Annotated in this window: 19 protein-coding genes; 10 read left to right on the top strand and 9 right to left on the bottom strand. The window is 51.3% G+C overall.

Annotation, left to right across the window (positions count from 1 at the left end; genetic code table 11):
- The first annotated feature begins 15 nt into the window (after nucleotides 1–15).
- Nucleotides 16–1992 (top strand): U32 family peptidase, encoded by a 1977-nt coding sequence (locus FMR86_RS13260; RefSeq protein WP_163351887.1) that lies wholly within the window; start codon nucleotides 16–18, stop codon nucleotides 1990–1992.
- A gap of 121 nt (nucleotides 1993–2113) precedes the next feature.
- Here the strand turns inward: FMR86_RS13260 and FMR86_RS13255 are convergent, their stop codons facing one another.
- Complete coding sequence (locus FMR86_RS13255) at nucleotides 2114–2998, bottom strand: helix-turn-helix domain-containing protein (protein WP_163351886.1); 885 nt, start codon at nucleotides 2996–2998, stop codon at nucleotides 2114–2116.
- 351 nt (nucleotides 2999–3349) lie between these two features.
- Here FMR86_RS13255 and FMR86_RS13250 point away from each other — a divergent pair, with 351 nt between their 5' ends.
- The 6 genes from FMR86_RS13250 to FMR86_RS13225 all read left to right on the top strand — a co-directional run bounded on the left by FMR86_RS13250 (nucleotide 3350) and on the right by FMR86_RS13225 (nucleotide 9392).
- The gene (locus tag FMR86_RS13250; protein WP_163351885.1) at nucleotides 3350–4369 is read left to right on the top strand and encodes a TRAP transporter substrate-binding protein; all 1020 of its coding nucleotides are present in this window, start codon (nucleotides 3350–3352) and stop codon (nucleotides 4367–4369) included.
- Nucleotides 4370–4430: 61 nt separating this feature from the next.
- Nucleotides 4431–4949 (top strand): TRAP transporter small permease, encoded by a 519-nt coding sequence (locus FMR86_RS13245; protein WP_163351884.1) that lies wholly within the window; start codon nucleotides 4431–4433, stop codon nucleotides 4947–4949.
- A 12-nt stretch (nucleotides 4950–4961) separates the two neighbouring features.
- A complete protein-coding gene (locus tag FMR86_RS13240) occupies nucleotides 4962–6239 on the top strand; it encodes a TRAP transporter large permease (RefSeq protein WP_163351883.1) in 1278 nt (425 codons plus the stop codon).
- Between the two features lie 15 nt (nucleotides 6240–6254).
- The gene (locus FMR86_RS13235) at nucleotides 6255–7586 is read left to right on the top strand and encodes a Zn-dependent hydrolase (protein WP_163351882.1); all 1332 of its coding nucleotides are present in this window, start codon (nucleotides 6255–6257) and stop codon (nucleotides 7584–7586) included.
- Nucleotides 7586–8629 (top strand): dihydroorotase, encoded by a 1044-nt coding sequence (gene pyrC, locus FMR86_RS13230; RefSeq protein WP_163351881.1) that lies wholly within the window; start codon nucleotides 7586–7588, stop codon nucleotides 8627–8629. The genes FMR86_RS13235 and pyrC overlap by 1 nt, the downstream gene beginning before the upstream one ends.
- Before the next feature lie 67 nt (nucleotides 8630–8696).
- Nucleotides 8697–9392 carry an orotate phosphoribosyltransferase gene (locus FMR86_RS13225; RefSeq protein WP_163351880.1) on the top strand — a complete coding sequence of 232 codons (696 nt, stop codon included), beginning with the start codon at nucleotides 8697–8699 and terminating at the stop codon, nucleotides 9390–9392.
- A gap of 210 nt (nucleotides 9393–9602) precedes the next feature.
- Here the strand turns inward: FMR86_RS13225 and FMR86_RS13220 are convergent, their stop codons facing one another.
- From FMR86_RS13220 to carB, 4 genes are all read right to left on the bottom strand, one after another.
- Complete coding sequence (locus tag FMR86_RS13220; protein WP_163351879.1) at nucleotides 9603–12014, bottom strand: penicillin-binding protein 1A; 2412 nt, start codon at nucleotides 12012–12014, stop codon at nucleotides 9603–9605.
- Nucleotides 12015–12030: 16 nt separating this feature from the next.
- A complete protein-coding gene (locus FMR86_RS13215) occupies nucleotides 12031–12558 on the bottom strand; it encodes a YkgJ family cysteine cluster protein (protein WP_163351878.1) in 528 nt (175 codons plus the stop codon).
- Between the two features lie 27 nt (nucleotides 12559–12585).
- Nucleotides 12586–13974, bottom strand: coding sequence for an amidophosphoribosyltransferase (gene purF, locus FMR86_RS13210; RefSeq protein ID WP_163351877.1), 1389 nt, complete (start codon nucleotides 13972–13974; stop codon nucleotides 12586–12588).
- A 171-nt stretch (nucleotides 13975–14145) separates the two neighbouring features.
- Nucleotides 14146–17379, bottom strand: a complete 3234-nt coding sequence (gene carB, locus FMR86_RS13205; RefSeq protein ID WP_163351876.1) for a carbamoyl-phosphate synthase large subunit — start codon at nucleotides 17377–17379, stop codon at nucleotides 14146–14148.
- Nucleotides 17380–17550: 171 nt separating this feature from the next.
- Here carB and FMR86_RS13200 point away from each other — a divergent pair, with 171 nt between their 5' ends.
- The 3 genes from FMR86_RS13200 (at nucleotide 17551) to FMR86_RS13190 (ending at nucleotide 18471) form a co-directional block, all read left to right on the top strand.
- Entirely contained in the window at nucleotides 17551–17823 is a 273-nt protein-coding gene (locus FMR86_RS13200) for a FeoA family protein (RefSeq protein ID WP_163351875.1), read from the top strand.
- Between the two features lie 48 nt (nucleotides 17824–17871).
- Nucleotides 17872–18138 carry a hypothetical protein gene (locus FMR86_RS13195; protein ID WP_163351874.1) on the top strand — a complete coding sequence of 89 codons (267 nt, stop codon included), beginning with the start codon at nucleotides 17872–17874 and terminating at the stop codon, nucleotides 18136–18138.
- Nucleotides 18139–18237: 99 nt separating this feature from the next.
- The gene (locus FMR86_RS13190) at nucleotides 18238–18471 is read left to right on the top strand and encodes a SlyX family protein (RefSeq protein ID WP_163351873.1); all 234 of its coding nucleotides are present in this window, start codon (nucleotides 18238–18240) and stop codon (nucleotides 18469–18471) included.
- Nucleotides 18472–18622: 151 nt separating this feature from the next.
- Here FMR86_RS13190 and metG read toward each other — a convergent pair whose 3' ends face one another.
- The 4 genes from metG to FMR86_RS13170 form a co-directional block, all read right to left on the bottom strand.
- Nucleotides 18623–20563: a methionine--tRNA ligase gene (gene metG, locus FMR86_RS13185; RefSeq protein ID WP_163351872.1), complete on the bottom strand. Its 1941-nt coding sequence runs from the start codon at nucleotides 20561–20563 to the stop codon at nucleotides 18623–18625.
- Nucleotides 20564–20813: 250 nt separating this feature from the next.
- The gene (locus FMR86_RS13180; protein ID WP_163351871.1) at nucleotides 20814–22172 is read right to left on the bottom strand and encodes a regulatory iron-sulfur-containing complex subunit RicT; all 1359 of its coding nucleotides are present in this window, start codon (nucleotides 22170–22172) and stop codon (nucleotides 20814–20816) included.
- A 240-nt stretch (nucleotides 22173–22412) separates the two neighbouring features.
- Nucleotides 22413–22811, bottom strand: coding sequence for a response regulator (locus tag FMR86_RS13175; protein ID WP_163351870.1), 399 nt, complete (start codon nucleotides 22809–22811; stop codon nucleotides 22413–22415).
- Between the two features lie 121 nt (nucleotides 22812–22932).
- Nucleotides 22933–25335 (bottom strand): DNA internalization-related competence protein ComEC/Rec2, encoded by a 2403-nt coding sequence (locus FMR86_RS13170; RefSeq protein WP_163351869.1) that lies wholly within the window; start codon nucleotides 25333–25335, stop codon nucleotides 22933–22935.
- Nucleotide 25336 lies beyond the last annotated feature (1 nt).

Raw genomic sequence — 25336 nt, 5'->3', positions numbered from 1 at the left:
TAAGCGTGATACATTATGAATGAACATAAACCAGAAATTCTTGCTCCGGCAGGCGACAAATCCTCTTTCCTTGCAGCCATAGCCGCAGGCGCGGACGCTGTCTATGCCGGACTTAAACATTTTTCCGCCCGCATGGAAGCTTATAATTTCGCTACGAGCGAGCTTGCAGCCCTTGCTGAGCTGGGTCGGGAAAACGGTGTTCGCACCCACATTCCCATGAATACCCTTATCAAACCGGACGATATCAACTCCGCAGCCCGTTTGATTGACCGCGTTTCCCGCACAGTCAAACCGGACGCCCTGATCATTCAGGATATCGCCATGGTTGAGATCGCCCGTCAGGCCGGATTCGAAGGGGAACTGCACCTTTCCACCCTCGCCAACGTCAGCCATCCTGCGGCCCTCAAGACCGCCGAAGAGCTGGGCGTAGACCGCGTGGTCGTGCCCCGCGAACTCAACCTTGATGAAATCAGGATGATGGCCGATGCCTGCCCTGATTCCATGACCCTTGAAATGTTCGTCCATGGCGCGCTCTGCTATTCCGTTTCCGGCCGCTGCTACTGGAGCTCCTTTTTCGGCGGCAAGAGCAGCCTGCGCGGACGCTGCGTCCAGCCCTGCCGCAGACTTTACGGCGGTGCCAAGCGCAAGGATCAGCCCAAGCGTCTGTTCTCCTGCCTCGATCTCAGCCTTGATGTGCTGACCAAGCCGACCCTTGCCATTCCCAAGGTCAGCTCATGGAAAATCGAAGGCCGCAAAAAAGGCCCCCACTACGTATACTACACTGTAGCAGCCTACAAAATGCTGCGCGACAATCCCAATGACGCCAAAGTCAAAAAGGATGCAGTAGAACTGCTGGAACTGGCTCTGGGCAGACCTTCTTCCCATTCCGTATTCCTGCCGCAGCGTCCGTTCACTCCGCTTGATCCGTCCAACGAAACCGGTTCCGGTTTCCTCATCGGTATCACCAAGCAGGAAAAAAACGGCAAGCCCTACTTCAACTGCAGACAGGAACTTCTCGCCGGGGATTTCCTGCGCATCGGCTATCAGGACCAGCCCGGACACCAGACCATGAAGATCCGCAAATTCATCCCCAAGCGGGGCAAGGTCTCCATTCCGGTCAAAGGCAAAACCCGCCTCAAATCCGGTACCCGCGTGTTCCTCATAGACCGCCGCGAAGAAGGTTTAGTCAAGGCCCTCAAAAAACTTGATTCCAGACTTTCAAAGATCAAAGTTGCAGATAACGCAGCCAGCAACATGATCATCGATCTGCCGCAGCCCTGTCCGCTGCCGGAACGTACCGCGCGTCATACATTGACCCGCAATCCGCCCAAAGGAAAAACAAAATTCGGCACCGATGTCTGGCTTTCCATGAACGCCCTCAAGCGCACCCCGCGTCCGGCCGTGTCCAAAATATTCTGGCATCTGCCCCCGGTGGTCTGGCCGGATGAGGAAAAAGAAATCCAGAAGATCATCGACATCTGTCTCAGCGGCGGCGGACGCGATTTCGTGCTTAACGCCCCGTGGCAGAAAGCCTTTTTCCCGGAACATGCCAAAGTCCGCTTTCATGCCGGACCTTTCTGCAACGTTTCCAACCCGCTGACCATCGAGCTGCTGGCCGACATGGGCTTTTCATCCGCTTACGTCAGCCCGGAGCTGGCCCGCGAGGATTTCCTCGCCCTGCCGCAGAGCAGCCCGCTTCCGCTGGGTGTGATCCTTTCCGGCATGTGGCCGCTCGCTCTTTCAAGGATCATGGCTGACGAGACAGAACTGATGAGCCCCATCTACAGCCAGAAAAAGGAAATCTGTTGGGCCCGCAAGTACGGACAAACCTACTGGATCTATCCCGGCTGGCCCCTCGATTTCAATGCCGAGCGCAAGGTGCTGGAAAATTCCGGCTACACCATGTTCCTGAACATTGATGAGCCGTGGCCCCGCGCCGTACCGGAACCGCAGAGAACCAGTAATTTCAACTGGGATTTGAGTTTATTGTAAGAGTTGCCTCCGGCGGCTCTCCGAGGGCCAAAGAAACTTTTTGAAAAAAGTTTCTCTGGACTCTTCAAAAACTTTTATTAAGCTTCGCAACGGGTTCTGCACAATTGTGCGGGACCCTTTTTTATTTGCAGTCTTCTATCATTTTGCGCAGATAATCTGCGGCCCTGCGTCCTTTCAAAGCAGGACCCCAAAGCTCGGAAATCATACTTTGATGCAACTCAAGTGCTTCAGGAGCTGATGTTAACATCCCCACGCCGAGCCGTACATTGGGAAAATGACATAATTTGTAAGGACTGAGGCAAAGTGTTGAACGTTCAGACTGGCGGAAAATCTGAAAATGAGTGCTCGGCACGGAATCCACCAGCAGACCTATCTGTACACCGATGGGCTGTTCTTCCAACAGGTTGATTACATTCTCCACCTCGCGCCGGGCAACCTCGCGCCGCTTCTGCAATTCATCTTCGGGCAGATCAAACGTCCCCACAAACCCGCTGCGCAGGAATTGCTCAAGATTGGTGGCTGAAGCAAGGTTGACCATGCTCGGCCTGCGTTGCTCGTACCCTTTTTTGCGTTCACTCAGAACAGCCATAATATCGGAGATATGTCTCAGTGTATCTGCGTCATCCTGCAATTCTTCAGGAAGACCTTCCTTAATAGAAATCTCAAGATATTCGTCAAATTCATCCGTGGTCAGCAGGTAAGAAACCAAGCCGAACATGACCGAAAGCTGTTCCGATTCAGCCTCGTTCTGACGCATGCGCTCAAAAAAACTGATTGCCGAAGAAATGTACTCCACCCCTACGCCCATCAAAGACGGCAGGGAAACGCCGAACAGCTCGGCTATGGACTCCAGAGTCTCCAGCTTGGGCGGATCGCCTTTTTCATACCTATAAAGAGCCGCCCGTGAAATCCCGATTTTGGACGCGATTTCCTCGGTACTATATTTACTGCCCAGCCTGAATGCCTTCAGACGCTGACCTATTTCCTTAGGACTGAGTTCACTCATTCGCTCGTCTCCGTGAGAGCTAAAAAACTATTTAATTTCCATAATTGTTATCAATTATGACTCAAAATCTCATTTTTGTGAACATTTTTTTGAATTGTTTCAAAAATGAGATTTTTCTTGACAAAAATCTATTTTTTGACCCAACATAGGGAAATCAAATTACAGTTGCAGATCAATACGAATTCCCTTGAATTCATTCTGCAGCCTGTTAAATTTGCAATCAAACCCGCTTGCCAGTCGGGCAAACCCGCTTGCCAGTCGGGCAAACACCGGGATGCACGGTTCCGGTTCGACTTGATCATGTGATGCTGCAGGTCAGTTTCACGCACACCATTTCAGGAGGCTTCCACAATGAAATTTTTCGGACGAATTGTTACTATAGCTCTGGCTTTGTGCATGGTCATGGGTGGAGTTATTTCCGCCAATGCCGCCAAATACGAAGCCCGTATCGGTCACCTCGAATCCCCGCTCCAGCCCCGCCATCAGGGGCTGGAAAAAGTTGCCAAGCTTGTTAAAGAGCGCACCGGCGGCGAAGTTGAATTCAAAATCTTCCCCTCTTCTCAGCTCGGCAACCAGCGTCAGATGAACGAAGGAGTGCAGTTCGGAACCATCGAGGGCACCGTATCCCCCGCGGCTTTCCTCGGCGGATTCAACCCTGCGGTTTCCATTATGGATATCCCCTTCCTGCTTCCCGTTGACCGCGCAAAAGCACAGGAACTGCGTCAGGGCAACTTCGGTAAAGCTCTGCTCAAATCTTTTGATTCAAGAGGCTTCAAAGCAATCGCCACCTGGCCCAACGGTCGCAAGAACTTCACCTCCAACAAGCCCATTTCCTCCATCGCGGACTTCAAAGGCCAGTCCTTCCGCGTAATGGATTCCAAAATCCTCATCGAGCAGTTTGCAGCCATCGGTGCTTCCGCCATCGCCCTGCCTTTCGGTGAACTTTACACCGCCCTGCAGAACGGCGTTGTAGACGGTGAAGAGAACCCCCTCGACACCATCCAGCGTATGAAATTCTACGAAGTACAGAAGTACCTCGTAACTTCCGAGCACGGTGCCATGGAAGACTATGTTCTTTTCAACCCCTCCTACTGGGAATCCCTGCCTGCCAAATACCAGAAGATCATCGTGGACACTTTCATTGAAGTAATGCCCGGTGTTGAAGCTCACAAGGAACAGGCCCAGAAAGACGCTCTTGAAGTCATCAAGAAGGCCGGTGTGAACGTATCCCCCCTGCAGGCTGCAGACCGCGCTGCCATGCGTGAACTCATGTACCCCAAGACCAAAGCGGCCTACCTTTCCCGCGCAGGTGCTGAAGGTGAAAAGCTGATCAAGCTTTACGAAGAAGAATACGCACAGATTGTAAAATAATTACGATTCATTACACCGCAGGGAAAATACATTTCCCTGCGGTTTTTTCAGGAGTTTTCATATGCGTAAGATGCTGGGTTCCCTGCTGGACGGGATACGGATAATCGAAAGGGTACTGATCATTTCCATAAATCTGGTCATGGTCGGCCTGTACACCTTCAATGTTCTGGTCCGGGAAATAACACCCCAATATTCCAGCACCTTCGCATGGATTGATGAAGCCACACGACTGCTCATGGTTTGGGCGGTATTTCTCGCACTGGGCCTTGCCCTTGAGCGCGGCCGTCAGGTAGCGGTAACCACACTTTTCGAAAAGATGCCCGACCTACCCCGCAAAATTATCAGCATCCTCATCAACCTGACCGGGACCGTCTTCAGCTGCTATCTGGTCTGGCTGGGCATCGCCCTCGTTAAATTCGTCATGCGTACCGGACAGCTCAGCCCCACACTGGGCCTGCCCATGTACTGGCTCTACATCGCACCATCCATCGGATTCGGCCTGCTGACCCTGCGCTATCTGCTTGAGCTTTTGAACATCAATGACCGCCACACCCGGCCCATCACCATCCCCAGCAAGTAAAGGCGGTAAACCATGACTCCTGTAATTATCCTCATCGCACTTTTGATGCTTGTCTGCGGTTTTGAAATGCTGCTGGTGCTCGGCGTACCCGCTTTCCTGACCAAAACCTTCATGTTTCAGCGCATTCCCGATCCGGTACTGATTCAAAAACTGGTCGGCGGAATCAACTTTTCCACCCTGCTGGCAATTCCCTTTTTCATCTTTGCTGCAGAACTCATGGCTTCCGGCCAGATTGCCAAACGGTTAACCGACCTGATCAAATATTTCACCGGGCACCGTCTGGGCGGCATCGGCCACACCACAATTTTCGGTTCCATGGCCTTCGGTTCCGTTTCCGGATCTGCCCCGGCAACCGTGGCCGCCATGGGCAAACTCATGTACCCGGAACTGCGCAAGACCGGATTCAGCGAAAAATTCAGCCTCGGGTTAATCATTTCCAGTGCAGAAACCGCCCTGCTCATCCCGCCCTCCATCACCCTGATTATTTACGGCTGGATGACCGGAACTTCCATCACCGGACTCTTTATCGGCGGTCTGGGTGTAGGCATGGCTCTCGGTCTGGCCTTTGCCGCGCTGGTTATCTTCGAATCCCTGCGCAAGGGCGTGGGCCGAGGAGAAAAATCCACTGTACCGTTTTTCACAGTCTTCAAATCCGCAGCATGGGCTCTGGGACTGCCGATCATCATCCTCGGCGGTATTTACACTGGTCTGTTCACCCCCACGGAAGCGGCGGCGGTATCCGTTGTTTACGCTATCCTTATTGAAGCATTCGTATACAAAAACCTGTCCTTCAGCCGACTGATCAGCATAACCGAACGTGCTGCCATCTCCACCACGATCATTTTTATCCTGCTGGCCATGGGCAGTGTGCTTTCCTACTTTGTCACCCTTGCTCAGGTTCCGGTTCTGATCACCAATTTCCTGACCCAGATAGATGCCGGACCGATCACCTTCCTGATGATCGTCAACGTGGCCTTTTTCATTGCCGGGATGTTCATTGATCCCAACTCAGCCCTGCTGATTCTGGTGCCGCCCCTTTATCCGGTGGCACTTTCCATGGGTGTAGATCCCATCCATTTCGGTCAGATCGTCTGTCTGAACATCTGCATCGGCATGATCACCCCGCCTTTCGGTCTGGATATTTTCGTGGCCTCTTCCACTCTGGAAAAGCCGGTCATGTCCATTATCAATGGAGTCTGGCCCTTCCTGTTCATTAATATTCTGGTCCTCATTCTGGTCACCTATGTTCCCGGTCTGGCAACCTTCCTGCCCAGCCTCATTGCTCCCTAAAAAGGAAATATTGATATGATGAACGCAATGACCAGCAATATGGGATCAGCAGGCAACAGTACCAGCCCGCACCCGGTTCCCCAGACCCCGGCAAGCTTAGAGCATCTCACCGCAGAAGCGGAACAGCTCTTTGCCGATCTGGAAGAACTCTCCCGCGATGTGGCCGGGGTATCCCGTCCTTCATACGGCGAAGCGGAAACACGGGCCTTTGAACTTATTGAGAATTTCGCACACAAGGAAGGTTTAATCACCTACCGCGACAATGCAGCAAACCTTGTCATAGAGTTGGAAAAAATTCCCGCAGACGAAGAATACATCCTCATCGGCTCGCATCTTGATTCCGTACCCCAAGGCGGAAACTACGACGGTGCCGCCGGGGTTATCGCAGGGCTGCTCTGCCTTGCGGAAATTAAACGCAGCGGTAGGACTCCTGAAGTCCCGGTAAAAGTTATCGCCCTGCGCGGTGAGGAAAGTGCGTGGTTCGGAGCCTGTTACCTCGGCTCCAAGGCCCTGCTCGGCAAGCTGGAAGAATCCGAACAGGAACTGCTCCAGCGTGACGACAGCCGCCCGCTCAAAGAACACATGGTTGATTGCGGTGCCGATGTAGAACGCATTGCCAACGGCGAAGTGCTCATCGACACATCAAAAATCAAAGCCTTCTTTGAACTGCACATTGAACAGGGTCCGGTCATGATCGCCCGCAACCTGCCCGTTGCCGCTGTGACCGGAATCCGGGGCAACATCCGCCACCGCAAGATCAAGTGCATCGGCGAGGCCGGACATTCGGGAGCCGTTCCCCGCTGGCTGCGCAAAGATGCGGTCTTCGCCACTGCGGAGCTGATCACCCGTATCGACGACCACTGGACCACCATCCTGCAGCATGGTGGTGATCTGGTGACCACCTGTGGAATCCTCTCAACAGATCCGCAGCACCATGCCATGTCGCGCATACCCGGCGAGGTAACTTTCAGCTTCGAAGCCCGCAGCCAGTATGAACACACCCTTGCGGCCATCGAAGCCCTGCTCCATTCCGAATGCGCCACCATCACCCATGAACGGCGCATAAATTTCGAATTCGACAAACCGGTCAAAACTCCCCCGGCGGTCATTGATCAGGAAATTGTGGATCGTATAAACAATGCTTGCATTGCGGAAGGGTTACCTGTAGAAGCTATTCCAAGTGGAGCTGGGCATGATGCCTCACTCTTCGCCAACGCGGGTGTTCCCACAGGCATGATTTTCGTGCGCAACCGCAACGGCTCCCACAACCCGGAAGAAGAAATGGACATGGAAGATTTCATCCGGGGCCTTTCAGTACTGCACCGCACAATCACGGAGTTCAACTAATGAACAACGAAATAACCATCATACGACCGGATGATTGGCATCTTCACCTGCGCGATGGAGATATGCTTGCGGCAGTGCTTCCTTCCAGCGCAAAAATTTACGGTCGGGCCATTGTCATGCCCAATCTCATGCCCCCGGTAACCACAGCCGAAATGGCCGAGGAATACCGCAAACGCATCATTGCAGTCCGTCCCGAAGGATCACACTTCGAACCGCTCATGACCTGCTACCTGACCGATTCCACCTCAGCGGACGATATTCACACCGCCTACGCAGTCAAAGCCTTCCATGCTGTAAAACTTTTCCCGGCAGGAGCGACCACAAATTCCGACAGCGGCGTTACCGACATCAAAAATGTCTATCCCGTGCTGGAAGCCATGCAGGAAATCGGCATGCCCCTTTCCGTACACGGAGAGGTCACCGACCCGGAAGTGGATGTATTTGACCGCGAAGCTGTCTTCATCGAACGGGTCCTCGATCCGGTCCGCAGGGATTTCCCCAAGCTCAAAATCGTATTCGAACACCTGACCAGTAAAGCCGGGGTTGATTACGTTTTTGAGCAGGACGAGAACATGGTCGCCACCATAACCCCGCACCATCTGCTGCTGACCCGCAACGATCTTTTTAAAGGCGGCATGAATCCATACATGTATTGCCTGCCCGTTGCCAAAAGCTTCGAGGACCGCGAGGCCGTGCGTAAGGCTGCTGTATCCGGTGATGAAAGATTTTTCCTCGGCACTGATTCCGCCCCCCATCCGGCCCGGGCCAAAGAAAAAGCCGGGGCTGCGGCAGGCATATTCAATGCCCCCACTTCAATAGGATATGTAACCCAGATTTTTGAAGAGCTTAATGCCCTTGAAAAACTCGAAGGGTTTACTTCCATATACGGTGCCAGATTTTACGGATTTTCTCCCAATGGCAGCACCATTACTTTAGCCAAACGAGAAGAACCCGTTGAAATGGACTGGCAGATTAAAGTCGGAGGCGATGTCGTAAAGATATTCAAACCCGACACCCCCCTTTATTGGGATTTGGTTGATTGATAGATGCTGAACCGTTATATTTCGGTTCAGCTTTTTTTTCGCGATAAAAACAACACAAGGAGAAAAAATGGTACCCACCAGCTTTCCCGACAAAGAAACCATCGCTGAAATCACAGCGAAAATGCTCATCGAAGTAGAAGCAGTTCACTTCCGTGCAGATGAGCCCTTCAAGTTCACCTCCGGCTGGGCCAGCCCGGTTTACATCGACTGCCGCAAGCTCATTTCATTCCCCCGCGTACGCCAGACCCTCATGGATTTCGGTGCTTCCGTAATCCTGCGCGAAGTCGGCTTTGAGTCCATCGACTGCGTAGCCGGTGGCGAAACCGCAGGTATCCCTTTTGCCGCATGGCTCTCCGACCGTCTCATGCTGCCCATGCAGTACGTACGCAAAAAACCCAAAGGATTCGGCCGTGACGCCCAGATCGAAGGCGATTTCGCAGAAGGTGCAAGAGTACTGCTCGTAGAAGACCTGACTACCGACGGACGCAGCAAAATCAACTTTGCTCAGGCTCTGCGCAAAGCCGGTGCGGAAGTAACCCACACCTTCGTGCTCTTCCACTACGGCATCTTCCCCAAGGCAAAGGACACTTTGGCCGAAGCAGGACTCGAAATGCTTTCCCTCGCCAACTGGTGGGATATCCTCAACGTTGCCAAGAAAGAAAAGTACTTCGACAACAAGTCTCTTGAAGAAGTAGAAAAATTCCTGAACAACCCCGTTGAGTGGTCCGCCGCTCACGGTGGTATTTCTACTTATCCTGAGTAGCCTCCGGCGGCTCTCCGAGGGCCAAAGAAACTTTTTGTAAAAAGTTTCTCTGGACTCTTCAAAAACTTTTAATAGTTTTAGCCGTACAAAAATTAAAAGGCTGCTTCCTGAATTGGAAGCAGCCTTTTTAATTAACAAAAGGTTTTGGGATTCTTAAACCCTTTTGCAAAAGGGTTTAAGGCCCCCGGCAGGGTCGCCGAAGGCATTTCTTTAGAAAGTCTGCTTAAACAGATCCTCACTTGAGCCACTGCCACCATCACCACCATCCTCACCGGAACCGGATGCGGTCCTTGTGGGCTGGGTGCCTTCCTTGAAAGGCAGGAAGAAGGTCTTGCTGGAACCGGGCCCTGCAAGCAGACCGGATGCGGCGTCAATTTTAGCCATGACCACGCCGTCAGGCTGCGGAAAATCCTCGTAGGGATAATCCTTCTCCACTTTCTTGCGGTAGGAAACCCAGAGAGGACTGGCTGCACGGGAACCGGTTTCCCATTTACCCATGGGGGTCAGTTGGTCAAAGCCCACAAATACCCCGGTTACAAGGTAGGGGGAGTAACCCATGTACCATGCATCCTGCTCGTTGTTGGTGGTTCCGGTCTTACCGGCTACCGGACGGCGAAGCACCTTGGCACGCCAGCCTGTTCCGTGCTGCACAACCTCTTTCATGAGATTGCACATGATATAGGCAGTCTGCGGGCTGATGGCATCAACGATTTCGGGCTTGGAATCATAAAGTAATTCGCCCCAGGCACTATTCACGGAAAGCACCAGACGGGCCTTAACCCGTGATCCGCCGCGTGCGAAGGTCGAGTACGCTTCAACCATATTGAGCAGGGTTACGGACGCGGAACCGAGAGCCACAGAAAGATCTCTGGGAAATTCGGTTTCAAGGCCCATGTCCTTGGCGCGCTGGATGATCTTATCAATGCTCATCTTGCGGGCCAGACGGATGGTCACGAGGTTTCTGGATTTAACCAGCGCAGTGCGCAGCAGGGTCGGGCCGTAGAATACGCCCTCAAAGTTCTGGGGCTTCCAGAGCTTCCCGGCTTCCATATCAGTATATACAAACGGAGCATCCATCATGATGGATGCCGGGGTGAAGCCGTTATCCATGGCAGTGGAATATACGATGGGCTTGAAAGCGGAACCGGGCTGACGTTTAGCCTGAGTAGCGCGGTTGAACTGGCTTCCCTGACTTCCGCCAAAGGTGTAACCGCCGACCATGGCCAGCACATCCCCGGTTTTGGGGTCCATGGAAACAAGGGCACCCTGCACCACAGGTTTCTGCATCAGGGATACAGCCCAGCTGACATCGCCGAGGGTATCGGTATCAGGATCAACCTGATTGAAATTAACTTCGCTGCCGTCCTTAAAGAATGCCTTGTCGAGTCTTGCCCAGACCACGTCACCCTTCTTGAGGATCTTAGTAGCATCCTTCTTGGGGCGGACATCTTCAGGTGCTTTCTTCACATCCGGGGTGCGGCACCACTTCATGCTGGTCACAGGCATGGTCGCGGCGTACTTGCCGAACTTAACGGCAGCTTCCTTCTTGGAAACCTTGGTCACCAGCACCTTGACCCACTTTCCGGGACGCAATTCCGGTTCGGGGATAATTTCGGATGCAAGGAACCCGGCATATTCGGCGGGCTTGAGCTCAAGCAGCGGACCTCGCCATCCACGACGTCTGGTGGATGCTTCCAGACCGTCCTTAACAGCCTCGGTTGCAGCATCCTGATGTTTCATATCGCAACTGGTGTAGACGTTCAGACCGCCCTTGTAGACAGTTTCCTCGCCGTATTTATCGATCAGCCAGCGGCGTACTTCTTCAAGAAAATACGGTCCGTGCTTCCATGAAGGGTCTTCCATACTTTTGTATACAAGCTGCTCTTCCACAGCCTTGTTGTACTCATCGCGGGAAATCCAGTTGTGCTCGTACATCTGGCCGAGCACGTACAACTGACGCGCCTTAGCCCTTTCAGGGTGACGCAGGGGATCATAACGGCTGGGAGCCTGCGGCAGACCTGCCAGCAAGGCACATTCAGCAATGGAAAGCTGATCAACATGCTTGCCGAAATAGGTCCGCGCGGCAGCTTCTACACCGTAAGCACCTGCGCCGAGATAAATCTGGTTCAGGTAAATAGTCAGGATTTCATCTTTTTCCAGATAATGTTCCAGACGGAAAGCAAGGATAGCTTCCTTGAGTTTACGCTTGTAACTTTTCTCCGGGGTCAGCAGCAGGCGCTTGATGATCTGCTGGGTGATGGTACTGCCGCCCTGAGTTTTGGCACCGCTCTTCATGTTGGCCACAAATGCACGGGAAATTGCAGTAAAATCAACACCGTCATGCTGATAAAAGGAAGCGTCCTCCGCAGCCAGAAAAGCCTTGGGCAAAAACTGATTCATCTCGTCCATGCGGACCAGAAAACGCTTCTCCTTGTAAAAATATCCGAGAACCTTGTGGTTGCGGGAATAAACAGTGGTCACCAGAGGAGGATTATAGTCGGTGATATTCTTAAATCCGGGCAGATCACTGGCAGCCCAGAAATAAAGTCCGGCCATGGACCCGACGCCGAGAATTCCCATGGCAAGCGTCACTATCAGTAGGATTTTATATACTTTTTTCATTTATGATTCTCATCCGTTAATCAACGTGAGCGGCAAAGCCCCATGCAATCCGTAACTTACTGTGCAAATCACGCACTTCTGACTGGGTTACTCCGAGTGTCTTAAACAACTTGCCCGGAGTCTTATTTTCCTGCTGCGCAAGGCAGGTTTCAACATCAAGCAGCGTAATACGCCCGCTTTCATCGGTCCAAAAAGGAAAAAGCCGGCAATACAATGGCCGGGCTTCCTTGGGGATAACACATCCCCCGCTGCCGAGAAACAAGCATTTGCCGGCGGAATCAACTTCAAGCCGATAATGCATTCCCCCCGGAGGAAACAACTCTTTCACTCTTCTGCGCTGACCGGGAAAGAGCTTGAGCATATTTTCTATAAAAGCCGGGGTATTCAGTTGCAAACCGAACCCACCGGAATCGGGAACGCATTCCATAATGCGTTCCCGTTCATATTCGGAAATCGGGAAAATGACTTCTTCTGTCCCCGGAGTCAACTCACAACATGTCGGCCCCTTGGCGGCGCATCTGGCACATACGAAAGGATCGCTCATGACAATGGTAAACTCCCGGCAGAGATATTAATCGTTTTCCAGACACATTTTCCCGTATCCCTCACAAGGGGGGATGGGATAATCACCGTTAAAGCAAGCGAGGCAGTAGGAATCCCTTTCTTCCACTGAACTGAGCAAGCCCTCAATAGACAGATAGTGCAGTGAATCGAGACCCAAGAAACGTGCAATCTCTTCCTCAGTGCTGTTGGCGGCAATGAGTTCGCCCTTGGAGGAGAAATCGATGCCGTAGTAACATGGGTTCCTGATGGGAGGACAGCTGACCCGCATGTGAATTTCACGGGCACCAAGTTCACGGAGCTTTTTAATTCTGGTCCGGGTGGTGGTTCCACGCACAATGGAATCTTCCACAATCATGATCTTCTTGCCTTTGATCATGGATTTAACCGGGTTAAGCTTAACCCGTACGCTGAAATCGCGCATATCCTGAGAAGGCTGAATAAAAGTACGGCCCACGTAGTGGTTACGGATCATAGCCAGCTCAAGGGGCAGGCCGGATTCTTGGGAGTAACCAACTGCTGCGTAGTTACCGGAATCAGGAAACGGCATGACAAAATCAACATCAACCGGATGTTCCTGAGCCAGCACAGCACCCATCTTCTTGCGGCGTTCGTAAACAACTTCGCCGAAAACAGTGGAATCCGGACGGGCAAAATAAATAAGTTCAAAAATACACTGACGCTTGGGCGCGCTTTCACAATAGGTGTAGGAGGTAAGTTTGCCACCCTCAACTACAACCATTTCCCCCTGATTCAGAGGACGGATTTCCTCAGCATCGATCAGGTCGAATGCGCAGGTTTCAGAAGCAAAAGCGTAATTATCGCCCACCCGGCCGATAGCCAGCGGACGGAAACCGTTAGGGTCTTTAACTGCAATAAGCTTGTCATTTGCCATGATCAGCAGGGAGAAAGCACCCTTAACCTTGCGGCAGGCTTTCATGATCGCGTCTTCAATGGTGTTGCCGTTCAGATTCTTGGCGATGAGGTGAACAAATACCTCGGAATCCATGGTGGTCTGAAAAATAGACCCCTGTGCCTCAAGCTCCTTGCGCAGCTCAAGGGTATTCACCAAGTTGCCGTTATGGGCGATGGACAGATGCAGGTCGCCGAACTTAACCAGAAAAGGCTGGGCGTTCCTGATCAGGGAAGCACCTGTTGTGGAATAGCGGATATGCCCCACAGCAATATCCCCTTTCAGTTCCTTACCGAGATGACGCTCATTAAAAACATCGGCCACAAGGCCCATGCCCTTCTGTTCACGGATGGCAGTGCCGTCCCAAGTGACAATCCCGGCAGATTCCTGTCCGCGATGCTGCATGGCGTAAAGGCCGAAATAAGTCATTCTGGCCGCTTCAGGATGTCCGTAAATCCCAAACAGTCCGCAATATTCTTTTTTCATTTGAATGCCTCCGGCGGCCCTGCCGGGAGCCTTAAACCCTTTTGCAAAAGGGTTTAAGAATCCCAAAACCTTTTAATAGGGCTTCGCCGTTCTTAGCTCTAAATTGTTGCTATTAAAAAAGGAAAAGGACCGTGTGTTAAGCACGGTCCGTTTTCCAAATTAACTAACTTCTTACATGTTGTGATAGTGCTGCAGGCACTGCACATCAAGCCCTTTGCCGCGTTGCTCCTCAATTGCCAGACTCATGGCATGGGCACCCGCGACGGTGGTTGTATATGCCAGTCCGTAAAGCAGGGTTGTCTGTCTGATTTCCTTTGAATCTGAAACAGTCTGCTTGCCGGAAGGCGTGTTGATCAAAAGGTCGATATCGCCGTTCTTGATGTAGTCAACAACATGCGGACGACCTTCATTAACCTTGAGTATTTTCTTGGTAGCAATCCCTTGCTCAAACAAATAGTCGGCAGTTCCTCCGGTAGCCAGAATCTTGAATCCGAGTCTCTCAAAATTTCTAGCAGTGGGCAGGATTGCCTCCTTGTCCCTGTCCTTTACAGAGATAAAGACGGTACCTTCCATGGGCAGCTTGATACCAGCACCGAGCTGAGCTTTCATGAAAGCAAGGCCGGGAGTGTAGTCCATGCCCATTACTTCACCGGTGGAACGCATTTCAGGCCCAAGCATAACGTCTACATTGGGGAACCTGTTGAAGGGAAAAACCGCTTCTTTAACGGAATAGAACCCTTCTTTACGCATAGACCATGGATCAAGGTCTTTGAGCTTTTCTCCGAGCATAACCTTGGTAGCCATTTTAGCCAGCTGGATACCGGTAGCCTTACTTACGAAGGGCACGGTTCTGGATGCGCGGGGGTTAACTTCGATGATGTAAATCTCATTATCCTTCACCGCAAACTGAATATTCATCAGACCGACAACTTCCAGTTCTTCGGCAAGAGCCACAGTCTGACGTTCAATTTCCTTTACAATCTCATCACTGAGAGTGTGCGGAGGCAGAACGCAGGCGGAATCACCGGAGTGAATCCCGGCTTCCTCAATATGTTCCATAACCCCTGCAACGTAAGTCTGCTCGCCGTCGGCCAGAGCATCAACATCAACTTCAACAGCATTCTCAAGGAATTTGTCGATGAGGATGGGGTGTTCCGGGGAAACAACCGCTGCTTCGCGGAAATAGGAATCAAATTCTTCGTCGCTGTAAACGATATCCATTCCACGTCCACCGAGAACATAGGAAGGACGCAGCACCAGCGGATAGTCCAGACGCTCGGCAATGGCTTTGGCATCTTCGAGAGACATGGCTGTTCCGTTAGGCGGCTGTTTAAGATCAAGCTTCTTGAGCAGGGCTTGAAATCTTTCCCTGTCTTCAGCGCGGTCAATGGCATCCGGGGAGGTTCCCAGAATCTTGACCCCGGCCTTGAGCAACGGGATAGCGAGGTTAAGCGGTGTCTGCCCGCCGAACTGCACGATAACGCCTTCAGGCTTTTCAAACTCAATGATATTGAGCACATCTTCGTAGGTCAGCGGCTCAAAATAGAGTCTGTCGGAGGTATCGTAGTCAGTGGATACGGTTTCGGGGTTGGAGTTGACCATGATGGATTTCACGCCCATGTCCTCCAGCGCAAACGCGGAGTGACAGCAGCAGTAGTCGAACTCGATGCCCTGTCCGATCCTGTTGGGACCGCCGCCGAGAATCATGACCTTGCGTTCAGGCATGGACTGTGCTTCCTGCCCGGACTCGTAGGTGGAGTAGAAATAAGGGGTGTAAGCCTCAAATTCAGCGGCGCAGGTATCAACCAGATAGTAGGTCGGAATCAGGCCGAGATTCTTTCTGAATTCACGGACATTCTTTTCAGACTCACGCCACATGGTAGCCAGCTGCGGATCGGAATATCCGTATTCCTTGGCTTTCTTGAACATGGCCGGAATCCGGTCGTCGCCGGAATAAAGACCGATTTCAAGAGAGAACTGGCGGAGTTCCTTTTCAAAATTAACCAAATCTTCAAACTGATGCAGGTACCAGGGGTCAACCTTGGTGATGTCGAAAATTTCCTCAAGGGTCAGTCCGGCAAGAAAAGCTTCACGCAGGTAGAACATGCGTCTGGAATTAGGCTTGCGGATCAGGCCGATGAGTTCATCACGGTCCATCTCGGTGGGTTCGAAAACCTTACCGAATCCGGGCATGCCCACTTCTAGGGAACGCAGACCTTTCTGCAGACACTCCTTGAAGGTTCTGCCGATTGCCATGGTTTCACCGACACTCTTCATGGCGGTAGTCAGGTAATCTTCGGAACCGGGGAATTTCTCAAAAGTAAATCTGGGAATCTTGATTACGCAGTAGTCAATAGTCGGCTCAAAGGAGGCCATTGTCTCGCGGGTGATGTCGTTGGGAATCTCATCAAGAGTGTAACCGACAGCCAGCTTGGCCGCGATCTTGGCGATGGGAAATCCGGTTGCCTTGGATGCCAGTGCGGAAGAACGGGAAACACGGGGGTTCATTTCAATGATGGCCAGCTCGCCGTTTTCCGGGTTGATGGCAAACTGTACGTTTGAACCGCCGGTTTCAACGCCGATCTCGCGCATGATGGCGAGAGAAGCATCGCGCAGCATCTGGTATTCCACATCGGTCAGGGTCTGGGCCGGGGCAACGGTAATGGAGTCCCCGGTATGTACGCCCATGGGGTCGATGTTTTCAATGGAACAGATAATTACGCAGTTATCCTTGCGGTCACGCATGACCTCAAGTTCGTATTCCTTCCAGCCGAGAATGGATTCCTCAAGCATGACCTCATTCTGGAGACTGGCGGAAATCCCCTGCATGGCGATATGTTCCAGATCTTCCATATTGTAGGCCACCCCGCCACCGGTTCCGCCAAGAGTAAATGCAGGACGGATGATGATGGGAAAGTCAATTTCCTTACCGCAGCGGCGAACATCGTCGATGTTGCGGGCAATACGGCTGGTGGGAACCTTGAGGCCGATTTTTTCCATGGCCGCACGGAAAAGTTCGCGGCTTTCAGCTTTTTCAATAACATCAACGGATGCACCGATCAGCTCCACACCGAATTTTTCCAGCACACCCTGCTCAGCTACGGCAAGGGCTGTATTCAGCGCGGTCTGTCCGCCCAATGTAGGCAGCAGTGCGTCCGGTCGTTCTTTTTCGATGATTTTGGCAATGGTGCCCGGTTCGATGGGTTCAATGTAGGTTCGATCCGCCAGAACGGGATCGGTCATGATGGTTGCAGGGTTGGAGTTAACGAGAATGACCTCGTATCCCTCTTCTTTCAAGGCTTTAAGAGCCTGAGTTCCTGAATAGTCAAACTCGCAGGCTTGACCGATGACGATCGGCCCGGAGCCGATAAGCATAATTTTCTTGATATCAGTGCGTTTAGGCATGAACTCCATCCAATAATGGTTTGAAATATTGGCGTTAGGACTTGTGGGTGAGACAGAAAGACATAAAACATTCCTCGAAGATGGGCAAGCACAGAGTTGTCTACCTTATTTGTATGATAATTCCATCCTCCCATTGACAAAGCACATAATTGACTTTAAATTTCAATTGCAATGAACGTACTAGCAAACACAGCAAAACAAAGACCGCTCTCCAGCTACAAAGCCGGAATGTCGGTCAGGGTCACCGGATTTGAAGGTGGAAAATGCTGCCGCAGCAGACTCCTTTCCATGGGCATAATCCCGGGAACTATCGTGGATATCATCGGCAGCAACGGCCGCATGAATATCCGGGTACGCAGTTCCCAGTTCGCCATCGGCTGCGAAATGGCCAAAAAAATCATGGCTATCCCGGTTTGCGATTGCGACAAATGCAGTGCGTTCTAATATACACGTAACCGGAATTTTCTCCACTTCAATCAAAAAGAGTAAGCCATGGGTTCAGATGCAAAATGGCAAGCCCTGGAAATGCTTGCCACCGGCCAGTCGTGGTGGTCACTTACCATTCTGCAAATGAAAAAAATTCATGACCAGAACAAGGCAACATTCGGAGTCTGGGCCAGCACAGAAGACATGATAGAGACTATGATATCTCTCAAAGCCCACAAAGAATTTGTAGAACGCACCGAAGGCCGGGTCATCAATCTGGTCATCAACGGTGCAGATGTGCCTTACGACCTGCCCAAAAAAATCAAAGCTTAAATCAGCCCTCCCCTCTCCTTTTATTTGCCATCCACGTGTTTCATTTGCCGCCATTTTCTTTCATTTGCCTTCGGGCTGCTCTTCTGGCATTTTCCAACAATGAATAATACAAAATCCACAGAAGAAAGAATAGAATCCCTTGAAACCGCCCTCGCGCTTCAGGACCAGACCGTAGAAGAACTGAACAAGTTCATCATTGCCCAGCAAAAACAGATCAATGACCTTGAGAAGAAACTGGAATTAATGGTCCGCCAGATGAAAGACCTCAAGGAAGCCGTGGATTACGCATCTCCGCAGGATGACGTTCCGCCGCCCCATTACGGACAGGTTTAGCCTCCGGCGGCTTAAACCCTTTTGCAAAAGGGTTTAAGAATCCCAAAACCTTTTAGTTTGGCTTCGCCAGCGTTTTTTAAATATAGCCAAATGCAAAATCCCCCGCCTGCATAAGCAAGCGGGGGATTTAATTTTTTGATATAAATTGTAGCTACGAAACCTTACACCCATTGGCAACAGGCGCGCTTACGCTCAGCAGCTGCATCTCATCACCGTTGCGCACAGCGAGAATCATGCCCTGAGACACTTCACCGCGCAGCTTGCGGGGCTTGAGATTTACAACAACCACAACCTGACGGCCTTCCAGTTCTTCCGGCTTGAAGAACTCAGCCAGCCCGGCCACCACCTGACGCGGCTCATCATCGCCGGTATCAATCTTGACCAGCAGCAGCTTATCCGCATCGGGATGTTTGGTTACGGAAAGCACGGTTCCCACGCGCATGTCCACTTTCTGGAAATCAGGAAACTCGATAACTCCGGGGATCTCTTCCTTGGCCTGCTTGGGCTGCTTCTTGGATTTCTTTGCTTCCTTTTTCTTGGGAGCAGGTTCTTCCTTGGGCAGTTCCACACGCGGGAAAAGGTTGGATTTCTTGGCAACTTCGGTACCCGGATCAAGCAAACCCCAGACATCGATTTCACCCTGCAGGTTAACTTTCTCAGGAGCGAATTTAATGCCCAGCTGTTCCAGCATCATTTCACTGGCTTCCGGCATAACCGGCCAGAGATGAACCGCGATTTTGCGCATGTTCTCAAGCAGGACATACATCACGGTTCCGAGACGGGACATCTTCTCTTCTTTATAAAGAGTCCACGGCTGGGTGGTATCGATATATTTGTTCAGGCCGCGCACAAGTTCCCAGAGTCCTTCCAGACCGCGGGAGAATTTAGCGTCCATGAAATTGTTCTGAAATTCAGCCATGGCTTTACGGCCAAGGCTCTTGATTTCGCAATCTTCATCAATTTCTTCGCCCTGATCCGGTACCTTGCCCTCAAAATATTTGTGGGTCATGGACAGGGTCCGGCTGAAAAGGTTGCCGAGGTCGTTGGCAAGGTCCGCATTGAGACGGCCCACAAGGGCTTCCTCGGAAAAGCTGGAATCATTACCAAAAACCATCTCGCGCAGCAGGAAATAGCGGAATGCGTTTACGCCGTATTTCTCAGCCATTTCCAGCGGGGAAACAACGTTACCCAGAGACTTGGACATCTTGGTGTCCTTGATAAGCCAGTAACCATGCACGTTCAGGTGCTGGTAAGGCTCAATCTCGGCAGCCTTGAGCATTGTGGGCCAGAAGATGGCATGCGGCTTGAGGATATCCTTGGCCACCAGATGGTTGGCTTTGGGCCAGAATTTTTCAAACTTCTGCCCTTCGGGATATTCAAGAGCGGTAATGTAGTTGATAAGAGCATCAAACCACACATAAGTCACAAATTTATCATCAAAAGGAAGTTCGATTCCCCATTCAAGACGGCTCTTGGGACGGGAGATGCACAGATCTTCCAGTTCGCCGGACTTGAGCAGGCTGAGAACTTCGTTGCGGTATCTTTCAGGACGGATAAAATCAGGGTTGGCATTGATGTGTCCGATGAGCCAGTCCTGATATTTGGACATTTTGAAGAAGTAGTTCTTCTCCGCAATATATTCGGGAACTGTTTCATGCTGCGGACATTTACCGTCAACCAGTTCCTTCTCGGTATAAAATCTTTCGCAGCCGAAGCAGTAGTGGCCGCCGTATTCACCGAAATAGATATCACCTTTATCGTAGACTTTCTGCAGAACTTCCTGAACGCACTTGATGTGCCTTTCCTGTGTAGTCCTGATGAAATCGTCATTTTCAATCTGCAGTCCGGGCCAAATGCCGCTGAACAGCGCGCTTATCTCGTCGACGTATTCACGTGGTGTCTGGCCGCCTTTTTCTGCAGCCTGTACGATCTTATCACCGTGTTCGTCGGTTCCGGTGAGAAAGAAAGTTTCATCTCCCAGCAGCTTGTGAAACCTGTTCATGGAATCAGCAAGAATTGTTGTGTAGGCATGGCCGAGGTGCGGCTTTGCATTAACATAATAGATGGGAGTTGTAATAAAAAACGAATCCAAAATCAGTCACTCCTGTTAAGGTGATAACAATCGGATTTAATAAAATTTATATAAAAGCGACCTTTTGCCGCATACAAAATCCGAAGTGAAGAGCGCAAAAAACTTAACAGCCGGGTGATAATACTGACATTTTCAACCGGCCGCATCGCTCTTTGCCGTTCACGGGCAGAACGCCATATAGCGAAGAACCCGCAGATAAGCAAACATTTGTTCGGCCCGACATTTTTTTACCGGACCGAACTATAAAACATTATTTATTCTTCCGTGCTCCGGAAGGTTTACGCTTGCGCCTGCGCCTTGAAGGACGACGGCGGTTTGAAGGCTTTCCTGTCTTGGCAGAACCGGACTCATCCTTTTCTCCGGGCTTGGCGGGAGCGGCCCCCTTGTCCTGTTCCGGCTTATTCTGCGGACGATCCTTTTTGGGTGGACGTCTGCGGCGGTCCTGCCGGGAATCATCCCGGCGTTTTTCCAGCCTTGCGCCTTCGCGTCTTTCTTCACCGCGCCTTTCTTCTCCGCTTCTGGCACCTTCTGCGCTTTCCGGGGCTTCATTGCGGCGATCTGGCCGACGTTCAGATTTCGGCCTTTCCGGTCTGGGTCTATCAGACTTGGGACGATCTGATCTGGAACGGTCAGAACGCCCTCTTTCCGGCCTTGAGCGATCAGAGCGACCACGCTCGGACCGGGACCTTTGCGGCCTTGCATCACTACCGTCATTATCTCCCCAGCTGCGATCCCTGCCACCGGAACGTCCACGACGGGAATCACCGTCACGGGAATCTGAATCGCCGCCGCGATCCTGGCCGGGACCTTTGATCATATCCGGCCAATCATCAAGCGGAATTTCAATTTCATCACCCTGTTCCGGCAATACGGTCAGAGTGTTGCGGAAAAAGTTGGTCCGGGTAACCCGCACAGTTCCGTGCACGGTATTATATTTTTTCCCGGTCTTGGGACTCTTGCGATGGAAATCTTCATAGTTTTCCTGCTCAAAAGAAAGACAGCAGAGCAATCTTCCGCAAATACCCGAAATCTTGGTCGGATTAAGGAACAAATTCTGTTCCTTGGCCATCCTGATAGTCACCGGCATGAACTTACGCATAAAACGGCGGCAACAGCAGATCTGCCCGCAGTTACCAATTGCTCCCAGCATCTGGGTTTCGTGACGCACACCGATCTGACGCAGTTCAATACGGGTCCGGTATTCCTTAACCAGATCCTTGACCAGCTCGCGGAAATCAATCCTGCCCGGAGCGGTGAAGTAAAAGATCATCTTGCTGCGGTCAAAAAAGACTTCCACATCCACAAGCTTCATTTCCAGCTTCTGACGGTCGATACAATCTTTGCAGAACCTGTGGGCTGTACGGGAAAGCTCCCTGTTCTCAACCTCGGCCTCAAGATCTTCATCCCCGGCAAGACGGTAAATGGTCTTGATGGAATCCTCGGTTACATCTTCGGGCAGGTCCTGCTGCACAACAAAAACCTTGCCCAGCCCCATACCCTGTTCGGTCTTCACTATGACCGAGTGGCCCTCGCGAACGACGAACGGCCCGGACGAAAAATAATATATCTGTCCGAAATCGTTAAATTTAACGCCTAAAATCTGTGACATTTTAAAAAAACCTTATATAAAACCGCATCTATCAGCGGATAAAACTTGATATGAAGGAGGTACAATAGACCACTTCCAGCGGAACTTCAATTCCGTTATTTATTTCTAACAGCCTTGAATAATACATTTTTTAATATTTAGCAAAAAAAATCCGCAGCAAAAGCCGCGGATTCAGCCCACATTAACGGGAAAATATAATCAACAGGATTTAAAAATCCCTTTAAAGTCGGAATTTGTATCTTATACGGAAAAACCGAGATTCTTGAGTTCCTTGACCAGCTTATCTTCTTCAATAGGCTTGACCAGATAAGAAGTGGCACCGCCAAGGAAAAAAGCATCATGGGTTTCCTTGCGGTCATCAAGCATGGTGGTGACAATAACTTTTACTGCACCGTCCTCTTCAACCTTGAAATCTTTTTCAATAGACCTCATTTCACGCAAAGCCTGCTGGCCGTCCATTTCCGGCATCATCAGATCCAGACAGATAAGGTCGTACGCATTGCCGGACTCAAGACCTTTTTTAAAGGCAAATACAGCTTCTTCACCGTTAACGGCAATATCGCACTGTGCATATGGTTTCATGATCTCATGCAACATATTGCGGCAATAAAAATCATCATCAACAATCAGCACTCGCATGCAGGGAACCTCCATCATATTAGGCTTCACACAAAATCTTCGGTCAATGGAAAGACCTTGGCACTTTTGCACATGAAAATCAAGTTTCCACATACAATTATTAATAAAAAAATAATTAAATTCAAGGAACAGTAACCACGCGCCCGTCACTGTCCCATTCAACAGTCAACATTCCATTCGCTGAAGTCGTATACATACATATGTGTCTTTTTGCCAGTTCCCGCTCAACCTTTTCTGCAACAAAATTGAAACGATTCAAAAATCCGCAGGCTGCCAACGCAAGCTCAGGATTTACCCGTTGGTACAATTGAGGCGAATATGATCCGGCACTGCCATGGTGCGGCAGTACCAGCACTTTTGATGCAAGCTCCCCCCCGCTCTTCAGCACAGCCCGTACCCCCTTGCGGTCCAGATCACCGGAAATGGAAAGCAGCGGCAGATCATTCCAGAGCAACCGAAGATAGAGAGAACGATCATTTCGGCTGCCTTCAAATCCCGCATAAGGATGCAGAACCTCCATGACCAGCCCCGGCTCAAGCTCAACTATATCCCCTTTAATCAGAACTTCAGGATGAATACCGTTTTGTTCGAAAGCTGCCTTGAATCGTTCACCTACCCTGCCGGAAGGAATATCACCGTTGGAATAAAAACGGCCGACAGTAAATTTCTCCAGCAGAAAGGCCAGACCTCCGGCATGATCGCGGTCACCGTGGGTCATGAAAATATTATCCACCTGCGGCAGATGTCCGTGAGCAAGCCACGGCCCTACAATTGAGCGACCCATATCAAAATTCCTGCCGAAACCACCGCCGCCGTCCACCACAGTCCGTGAACCCTGCGGTCCGGTAATAACCACGCATTGCGACTGCCCGGTATCCAGAATATCCATACGCACCAGTGAAGGCCCCATGGTCCCGTAAATTCGCACGCCAAGCAGCAGAACCATTGGCAGCAGCAAAACCTGCGCCCGCTTCCCTCTACCATAAAAAGCCAACAGGCCCGCCCCCAGAACCAGATAGTAGATCAGCAACCCTTCCCAGTGCGGGCGGTAAAACGCATATTCGGGCAGCATGCCTGCATCTGCAGCTTTATGCACCAGCAAAAGCAGCCATTCAAAGACTGCGGCCCCGACGGAAAAGAAATGCGCTGAAATTTCCGGGCTGATGTATGAACAGATCAATCCGCCGACCCCGCAGACAGGCAGGATAAATGAACCGAGCACAGGCACGAAAAGAACGTTGAAAAGCAGGTTCGGCGTGAGCACCCCGAAATTCCAGACCAGCACGGGCAGCAAGGCAATGTTTGCGCAAATACTAATGTAGATCAGAGCCAGCACAAACCGCATTACCCTGCTCCATAATCCATCAGCAGCAGGCATAAGTCGTGAAAACAACGGATAAAACAAGGCTATACCGCCCACAGCCAACACGGAAAGCTGAAAACCAAGATCAAAAACACTGAGCGGTGAAAGCGCAAGAATCAACAGCACAGCCAGAAACAAACCGTCCAGCAACACCCTGCCCCGGCCCCAAAACATGAGCAGCCCCCAGAAGCCGAACATGGTCACAGCCCGCAGAAGCGAAGGGCTGAACTGGCCCAGCCAGAGATAAAGCAGCACCGGAAGTATGGAGAAAAGGACGCCCAATCGCATACGCGGAATAAGCAGATAAATCCGAGGATAAACAGCACCTACAAACCAGGCCACACCGAAACCCAAGGCAACAATAAATCCCACATGCAGACCGGACAAAGCCAGAATATGCGAAACTCCTGCCCGGCGAATCAGCTCCACGCTGTCACGTGAAAGATAGAAACGGTCCCCGGTGAGCAGGGCCGGAAATATGGCTCCGCCCTGTGTCGGGGGTGCATTTTTGAGAATATGTTCACGCAGGGAAGCCCGCAGTTTCTGCAAGCCCTGCGGTTCGTACGGCTGCAGTCCGCCATCCTTGATCGGTCCACGGGTGTAGGTTCGGTAGCGGATATCTTTTGTGCGGCAATAAAAATCATAATCCCAGAGTCCGCTGTTGCGGAACCCGTGAACCGGATTTACCCGCACCTTTAACGAGACCTGCTGCCCTACATATGGAGTCCGGTCCGGCTGGTCCCATGTCCAGTTCAGAAGACCTTCAAGCTGCGTCTGCCCGGCCTTGCTTTGGCAGCTGACATCATCAAGAAGGATTTTCAGCCGCTTGCCCGGTGCACCTTTGATACTGTGGATTGTTCCGCTGAGTCGGACTTTTTCACGGGCAGCCATCCAATCAGGCATGACATCCGGTCCGGGAGGCAGCACAAAATTGCCATACCAATGCCCGAAGCCGAAAAGCACCAACATCAGCAAAGCTGCGCCCTTCTCAGCGCGAAAAATAAAAAGAATAAAAAAATAGACCAGCAAAGCGGTCAGGGAAGGAAGCATCCATTTGATGGACAGGATGCCGAAAACAAAGGCAGGAGTGAGAATCTCCCAAAAAAACAGGCCCGGAATCCCGGACCTGTTTCCTGAAATCGAATTCTCGACTTGATTCATA

Origin of the sequence: Desulfovibrio sp. JC010 (assembly GCF_010470675.1) — a bacterium.
Lineage (GTDB): Bacteria > Desulfobacterota > Desulfovibrionia > Desulfovibrionales > Desulfovibrionaceae > Maridesulfovibrio.
Note: the sequence above shows the minus strand (reverse complement) of the source record. Positions and strands in the feature narration are given on the sequence as shown.